Below are 5,890 nucleotides of genomic sequence, written 5' to 3' on the forward strand. Positions count from 1 at the left end.
CACCCCGGCCGGTTCTCATGTACCAACGTGTCCAGCGAGAGGACGTTGTCCGCATCCCGCCCGAGCGTTTGGGCGAAGGCATCGACAAAGTCGCCAAGGAGCTCACGCGAACCACCCTGGAAGGGAAGGTCGGGGCGGACAAGACCCTCACCCTGATCGCGAGCAACATCGAGCCCGAAGGCGAAGGCCGCATCGTCCACGGGGACGGGGCCGTCTACCAGCGGGTGAAGTACGATGCCCTCGTGTTCGCGCCCCAGCTCCAGGAAGTCGTCGAAGGCACCGTGGTCGAGATCCTCAAGTTCGGCGCGTTCATCCGCTTCGGCCCCCTGGACGGGCTCCTGCACATCTCCCAGGTCATGGACGACCGCGTCGACGTGGACGAGGAGGGCCAGCGCCTGATCGGGAAGGACTCCAAACGCGATCTCCGCGTCGGAGACCGCGTCCGCGTGCGGATCGTCGCGGTCTCCCTGAACGAGCGCGCGCCGCGGGAGTCCAAGATCGGGCTCACGATGCGCCAGCCCTCGCTGGGGAAGCTCGACTGGATCGAGGAGGACCGCGCCCGCGCCGAGGGCCGCGGCAAGAAGGGCAAGCGCGGCGGGTGACGCTCCATGGTCGTAAAAATCCCGAAGGCCTGCAAGAACTGTTCGGCGATCACGGACGAGGACAAGTGCCCGCTGTGCGGGGGCGAGACGTCCAAGGACTGGCAAGGGTACGTGATCATCGTGGACCACCCCCGATCCGAGATCGCCAAGAAGATGGGGCTGCATGTCAACGGCAAGTTCGCCCTCCGAGTTCGCTGAGTTCGCGAACGCATCGCTCCGTCTCCCCGAGTCCCTCCGAGAGAACCTGAAGTGGCCGCTCGGCCCCCTCGTCCACGGATCCGACGTCCTGCCTGCGCTCGCGGGCGCGAGCCCCGTGGTTACGGTCGGAGATTTCTGCACCCTCGACCTGATCGCGCGCGGTCGCACACCGGACCTCTGCCTGGTCGACTTCAAGACGAAACGGCAGGAGGACCCGGAGCTGCGGGACGCGTTCGGCCGGATTCATGCGCGCGTCCTGCGCCTGAAGAACCCGGCCGCCACGATCACCGCGGACGCGTGGAGCGTCCTGTCCGAAGCCTTTAAATCAGAGGAGCGGGTACGCGTCGAAGTCCAGGGCGAGGAGGACCTCTTGGCCCTGGTCTGTATCGCCCTCGCGCCCCAGACCGGCGTCGTGCTCTACGGCATGCCGGGACAAGGCGTCGTCGTAGTGCGTGCAGACCACGCCGCGAAGTCGCGGGTCCTGGACATCCTGAAGCGCATGGAACGGTAGGCTGCATGGAACTCCAAGTCCTGGCGAAGAAGGAGAATCCCCTCCTGAATCGGGTCGAGATTACGTTCAAGGCCGTCCACAAGACGGAGTCGACGCCCACGCGGGACGCGATCCGGGCCGAGCTCGCGAAGCAGCTCCAGGCAGCGAAAGACACGGTCGTCGTCGACCGATCCGAGTCCTCGTTCGGGCGCTCCGAGACGTTCGGCTATGCGAAAATCTACAAGTCCAAGGAGGAGGCCCTCTCCGTCGAGCGTCCCCACATCCTCGTCCGGAACAAGCTCAAGGAGCCTGAGGTGAAGGAGAAGAAGGAGGGCGGGAAGGCCGCGCCGAAGGCGGAGAAACCCGCTGCGAAGGCCGAGACGCCGAAGCCCGAGGCGAAGCCGGAGCACAAGGAGGAGAAGCCGGCGCCCAAGGACGAGAAGAAGTCCGCCGAGAAACACGAAGAGAAGAAGCCTGCGGAGAGGCACGAGGAGAAGAAGGAAGCGAAGGCGGAGGCCAAGAAAGCGGAACCCAAGAAGAAGGAGGGCAAGTGATGGCGGAGCAGAAGGCCGCCAAGGGGACCGCGGGCCTCAAGCACACCTTCTACAAGATCGAGGGGAACCATCTCGAGCGAACCCGGCAGAGCTGCCCGAAATGCGGCCCAGGGACGTACCTGGCGCAACACGAGGGCCGCGCGTCCTGCGGCCGCTGCGGCTACACGGAGTTCGCCAAGCGGTGACCGCTCGCCCCGCGGCAAGGAAAGGACTCAAGTAGTCCCTCCGGGTCTCCCCCGGCCGAGCCCGCGTAGGCTAGTTTGGATAGACTTCCAGGCTCCGGACCTGGTGACTTGGGTTCAAATCCCAACGCGGGCGCTCCCTCCCGGCCGAGTCGTGCGAACTCTTTAGCCTAGAACGCCTTCCGGGCCCCGTGGTGTCCGTGACTCCCGACCCCGGATCCGGTGCGCTGTCCTGGCCCACGGGATGGGTCCGCTGCGCCTGGTGCAAGAAGATCGTGCCGTACGGGTCCGCCGATTTGGTCCAGGTCAAGCGAAGGCGAACGCAGGTCTTCATGCACGCGAACTGCGCCCATGAGGCGGAGCTTCAGGATTGGAACAAGGAGCCGCCGCTGCACGGCGGGGACTGAGGACGAATCCTACGCGGGCAGGTCGCTCGGCGGCGGCCGGTAGTTCGCGTACTGCTCCCGCAGGGTGAGCTTCGAGAACTTGCCCGTGGCGGTCCGCGGGATTTCCTTCGCGAAGACGATCGCGTCGGGCAGCCACCACTTCGCGAAGTTAGGCTCCAGGAACGCGCGGAGCTCGTCCGCGGTCACGTTCTTCCCTTCCCTGGTGACGACCACCGCGAGGGGGCGCTCGCCCCATTTCTCGTTCGCCATCGCGATCACGGCTGCCTCCTTCACCGCGGGGTGGGCCATGAGAGCGTTCTCTAGGTCAACGGAACTGATCCATTCGCCTCCCGACTTGATCAGGTCCTTCGTGCGGTCTACAATCTTCACGTAGCCCTCGGGATCGATCGAGGCCACGTCGCCTGTACGGAACCAACCGTCGTCCGTCCAGCGGTCGGCGGCTTCCGGCATACGGTAGTAGCTCGCGGCGACCCAAGGACCGCGCACCTGCAGCTCGCCGACCGCCTTCCCGTCCCAGGGTATCTCCCCGCCGTCGCCCATGCCCCGGAGCTCGACGAAGGGCAACGCGAAACCTTGCTTGGCGCGGATCTCGTAGCGCTCCTTCTCGGGCCTATCGTCGAGAGACTTCTTGACGACGCTGACCGATCCGATCGGGGAGGTCTCAGTCATCCCCCAGCCCTGGACCACCTGCAGGTCATGGCGGTCGAATCCGCGAATAAGCGTCTCGGGGACCGCGGAGCCTCCGATGAGCATGCGCATGCCTGGCACGAGGTGCCAACGGTTCGGATACTTGTCTAAGAGATCCAGGATGCCCATCCAAATCGTCGGGACGCCCGCGGTCGCGGTGACCCTCTCGCGCTCGAAGAGATCGAGGAGGCTCTCCGGGTCAAGATGAGGGCCTGGCAGGACCTGCTTCGCTCCCACCATCGTCGCGGTAAACGGGATGCCCCAGGCGTTCACATGGAACATAGGCACGACCGGGAGCACGGTGTCGGACCCCGAGATGGAGACGCCCCTGGCGCCCGCGGCGACCAGGGTATGGAGGACCAGGGCGCGGTGGGAATAGAGAACCCCCTTCGGCCTTCCTGTGGTACCCGAGGTGTAGCACAGGCCCGCGGCGTCCTCTTCCGCGATCTTGGGAGGCTGGAAGGACCCTGGGGCCGACTTCAGAAAATCCTCGTAGCTCTCCGTCGCCGGGGGAACGGGCTTCCCTGTGAGAGGCGCGACGAAGACGCGTTCGAACTTCACGCGGTCCTTCACGCGGTCGAGGATCGGGAGGAGTGTGTCGTCGATGACTAGGAAGCGATCCTCGGCGTGGTTCAGGATGTACGCGAGGTCGTTCGGATGCAGGCGGAGGTTCACCGTATGCAGGACACCCCCTGCCGCGGGAACGCCGAAGTACGCCTCCAGGTGGACGTAGTCGTTCCACATGAGCGTCGCGACCCGGTCTCCCGGTTTGAGCCCCGCCTTTTGGAGCGCTTCCGCTAGCGCCCGCGCCCGGCGGTTCAAGTCCGCGTACGTGTAGCGGTGAAGGGACTTGTCCGGGAGGCGCGACACGATCTGGGATGACCCGAAGAGGGATGCCGCGTGGTCCAGGATATGGGTCAGGGTGAGAGGAAACTCCATCATCGTGCCCTTCACGGGTCCACCCCCGTCGCACACCAGGTCGGTGCGGCACGCATCGATCCCCAAGCTAGCTGGGACGAGCCCTGAGCGTCCACCGCGTTGCCCCCTCTCCGGCTGGAATCGGACACGGGGTATAAACGGTTGTCCCAAGGAGCCCGGAGATTCAACGACGTGGACACGGAGTGGTGCGTTGACCCGGCTCCGGACACCACGGGCTTAAGGGGTTGGGCGCTCTCCGCGTGCGCATGCAGTTCGAACGGTTCGACTTGCTGGCCCGGGTCTTGGAGGGCCAACAGAAGGCCACCTACGACCTGTCGAGCAGCGACATGCCCGAACAGCGCCTCTCCGACTACGCCGGACTCGCGGACCTCTCCCTTGCGGAGAACCACGTGGGCGGCAGCGAGGAGTTGCGGGCGGAGCTCGCCCGCCTCTACGGCGGTCACGCGGGCGACTACCTCGTGACCGCGGGTGCCAGCGAGGCGAATTTCGCGGTGTTCGCGACCCTCCTGAACTCCGGCGATCCCGTCCTGGTCGAGCATCCGACCTATCAGCCGCTCGACGCGATTCCCCGGGGCCTCGGCGCCGCGGTGCACCCGTTGGTCCGGAACGAGGGCGAAGGCTTTCAGCTCACGGCCGATCGGGTCCGTGCCGCGCTTCCGCCAAACCTCCGGCTCCTGGCCCTCACGAACCTGAACAACCCCACGGGAGTTGCCCTGGACGCGGACGAAGTGCAACGCATCGCGGATCTCGCGGAAGATCGCGGATTCTACGTCTTGGTGGACGAGATCTTCCGTGAACTTGCCTTCGATCACGAAAGCCCCACGATGGGCGGAATCAACGAACGCACGATTGTGACGTCGAGCGTCTCCAAGTACGACGGCGCCGGAGGTCTTAAGATCGGCTGGATTCGTGCAACCCCCGACGTGCGGCAACGGTTGCAGTCCGTGCTCGACTACCTCTCCTCGACCCCCGCGGGGCCCTCGGAGGCAATCGCGCTCGCCGTGCTCCGCGGTCGAAAGAAGACCGCAGCCCGGAACCGGCGGCTGATCGAGGCGGGGAGGAAGGTGGCCCGGGAATGGGCGGAGAGCGAACCCGATCTCGTCTGGCACGATCCGGTTGCGCATCTCGCCTTCCCCAACGTCGGCGGGGACACGCTCCGCCTCGCGGACCTCCTGTTGAAGAAGTACCACACATTCATCGCTCCGGGCGAGAGTTTCGGAATCGAGGGCCACTTCCGGCTGAACATCGGCAAAGGAGCCGAAGGACTTCAGGAAGGCTTGAGGCGCGTGTCCCAGGCCAGGTCCGCGCTTCGCAAGACCTAGCAGCACGAATTGCTCAGCGGCCCTCGAACCTGGGCAGGATGACCGTGAAGGTGGACCCCTTGCCCACCTCGGAGGTCGCCTCGATCTTTCCGCCGTGGGCGGCTACGATGCTCCGGCTCACTGCAAGACCTAGGAGCGGGGCCTCGCCCTTCGAGCCCGAAGTGTAGAGCGGATGGAAGAGCTGCTGAAGCGCTTCCTCCGACATGCCCGTCCCCGTGTCCTCGATGGAAACGAACACGTACTTCGGCAATTCCGAGAGCCGGACCGTCACGCTCCCGTGGGTCGTGGCCTGCAATGCGTTCCGCAGGAGGTGTACGAAGACGTCCCGAATCTGGACCGTGTCAATGTTCGCGAACAGCGCGGCATCCCGCGGTTCGATGACCAGTGTCACGTCGGCTTTCCGATACGGAGCCACCTGCTCGACCGCCGCCGCTACGACCTTGCGGAGATCTTCCGGAACGCGGCGGAGCATGGTCTGGCGTGGGACGTCGACCAAGTCCCTCACGATG

Annotated in this window: 9 protein-coding genes and 1 tRNA gene; 8 read left to right on the forward strand and 2 right to left on the reverse strand. The window is 65.5% G+C overall.

What is annotated here, in order from left to right:
* From VEY12_05705 to VEY12_05735, 7 genes are all read left to right on the forward strand, one after another.
* Window positions 1-602, forward strand: a 602-nt coding sequence (locus tag VEY12_05705; protein HYM39625.1) for a DNA-directed RNA polymerase, incomplete at its 5' end; no start/stop codon positions are given.
* Between the two features lie 6 nt (window positions 603-608).
* Window positions 609-800, forward strand: a complete 192-nt coding sequence (spt4, locus tag VEY12_05710; protein HYM39626.1) for a transcription elongation factor subunit Spt4 — start codon at window positions 609-611, stop codon at window positions 798-800.
* Window positions 766-1,311, forward strand: coding sequence for a DUF359 domain-containing protein (locus VEY12_05715; protein HYM39627.1), 546 nt, complete (start codon window positions 766-768; stop codon window positions 1,309-1,311). The genes spt4 and VEY12_05715 overlap by 35 nt, the downstream gene beginning before the upstream one ends.
* Before the next feature lie 5 nt (window positions 1,312-1,316).
* Window positions 1,317-1,844 carry a hypothetical protein gene (locus VEY12_05720; protein ID HYM39628.1) on the forward strand — a complete coding sequence of 176 codons (528 nt, stop codon included), beginning with the start codon at window positions 1,317-1,319 and terminating at the stop codon, window positions 1,842-1,844.
* Window positions 1,844-2,029, forward strand: coding sequence for a 30S ribosomal protein S27ae (locus tag VEY12_05725; GenBank protein HYM39629.1), 186 nt, complete (start codon window positions 1,844-1,846; stop codon window positions 2,027-2,029). Before VEY12_05720 ends, VEY12_05725 begins: the two co-directional genes overlap by 1 nt.
* 59 nt (window positions 2,030-2,088) lie before the next feature.
* A tRNA-Arg gene (locus tag VEY12_05730) sits at window positions 2,089-2,162 on the forward strand.
* Between the two features lie 58 nt (window positions 2,163-2,220).
* The gene (locus tag VEY12_05735; GenBank protein ID HYM39630.1) at window positions 2,221-2,433 is read left to right on the forward strand and encodes a hypothetical protein; all 213 of its coding nucleotides are present in this window, start codon (window positions 2,221-2,223) and stop codon (window positions 2,431-2,433) included.
* 9 nt (window positions 2,434-2,442) lie between these two features.
* Here VEY12_05735 and VEY12_05740 read toward each other — a convergent pair whose 3' ends face one another.
* Window positions 2,443-4,074: a long-chain fatty acid--CoA ligase gene (locus VEY12_05740; GenBank protein ID HYM39631.1), complete on the reverse strand. Its 1,632-nt coding sequence runs from the start codon at window positions 4,072-4,074 to the stop codon at window positions 2,443-2,445.
* 230 nt (window positions 4,075-4,304) lie between these two features.
* Between VEY12_05740 and VEY12_05745 the strand changes: the two genes are divergently transcribed.
* Window positions 4,305-5,381, forward strand: a complete 1,077-nt coding sequence (locus tag VEY12_05745) for a pyridoxal phosphate-dependent aminotransferase (protein HYM39632.1) — start codon at window positions 4,305-4,307, stop codon at window positions 5,379-5,381.
* A 13-nt stretch (window positions 5,382-5,394) separates the two neighbouring features.
* On the opposite strand, the gene VEY12_05750 is transcribed toward VEY12_05745, so the two are convergent.
* Window positions 5,395-5,890, reverse strand: a 496-nt coding sequence (locus VEY12_05750) for a HAMP domain-containing sensor histidine kinase (GenBank protein ID HYM39633.1), incomplete at its 5' end; no start/stop codon positions are given.

The organism is Thermoplasmata archaeon (assembly GCA_035632695.1).
Taxonomy (GTDB): Archaea; Thermoplasmatota; Thermoplasmata; order RBG-16-68-12; family RBG-16-68-12; genus RBG-16-68-12.

Bases quoted from the DNA above. Each gene is read 5' to 3' on its own strand.
- spt4 (HYM39626.1), top strand. From the start codon at position 609: ATGGTCGTAAAAATCCCGAAGGCCTGCAAGAACTGTTCGGCGATCACG.
- VEY12_05715 (HYM39627.1), top strand. From the start codon at position 766: ATGTCAACGGCAAGTTCGCCCTCCGAGTTCGCTGAGTTCGCGAACGCA.
- VEY12_05720 (HYM39628.1), top strand. From the start codon at position 1,317: ATGGAACTCCAAGTCCTGGCGAAGAAGGAGAATCCCCTCCTGAATCGG.
- VEY12_05725 (HYM39629.1), top strand. From the start codon at position 1,844: ATGGCGGAGCAGAAGGCCGCCAAGGGGACCGCGGGCCTCAAGCACACC.
- VEY12_05745 (HYM39632.1), top strand. From the start codon at position 4,305: ATGCAGTTCGAACGGTTCGACTTGCTGGCCCGGGTCTTGGAGGGCCAA.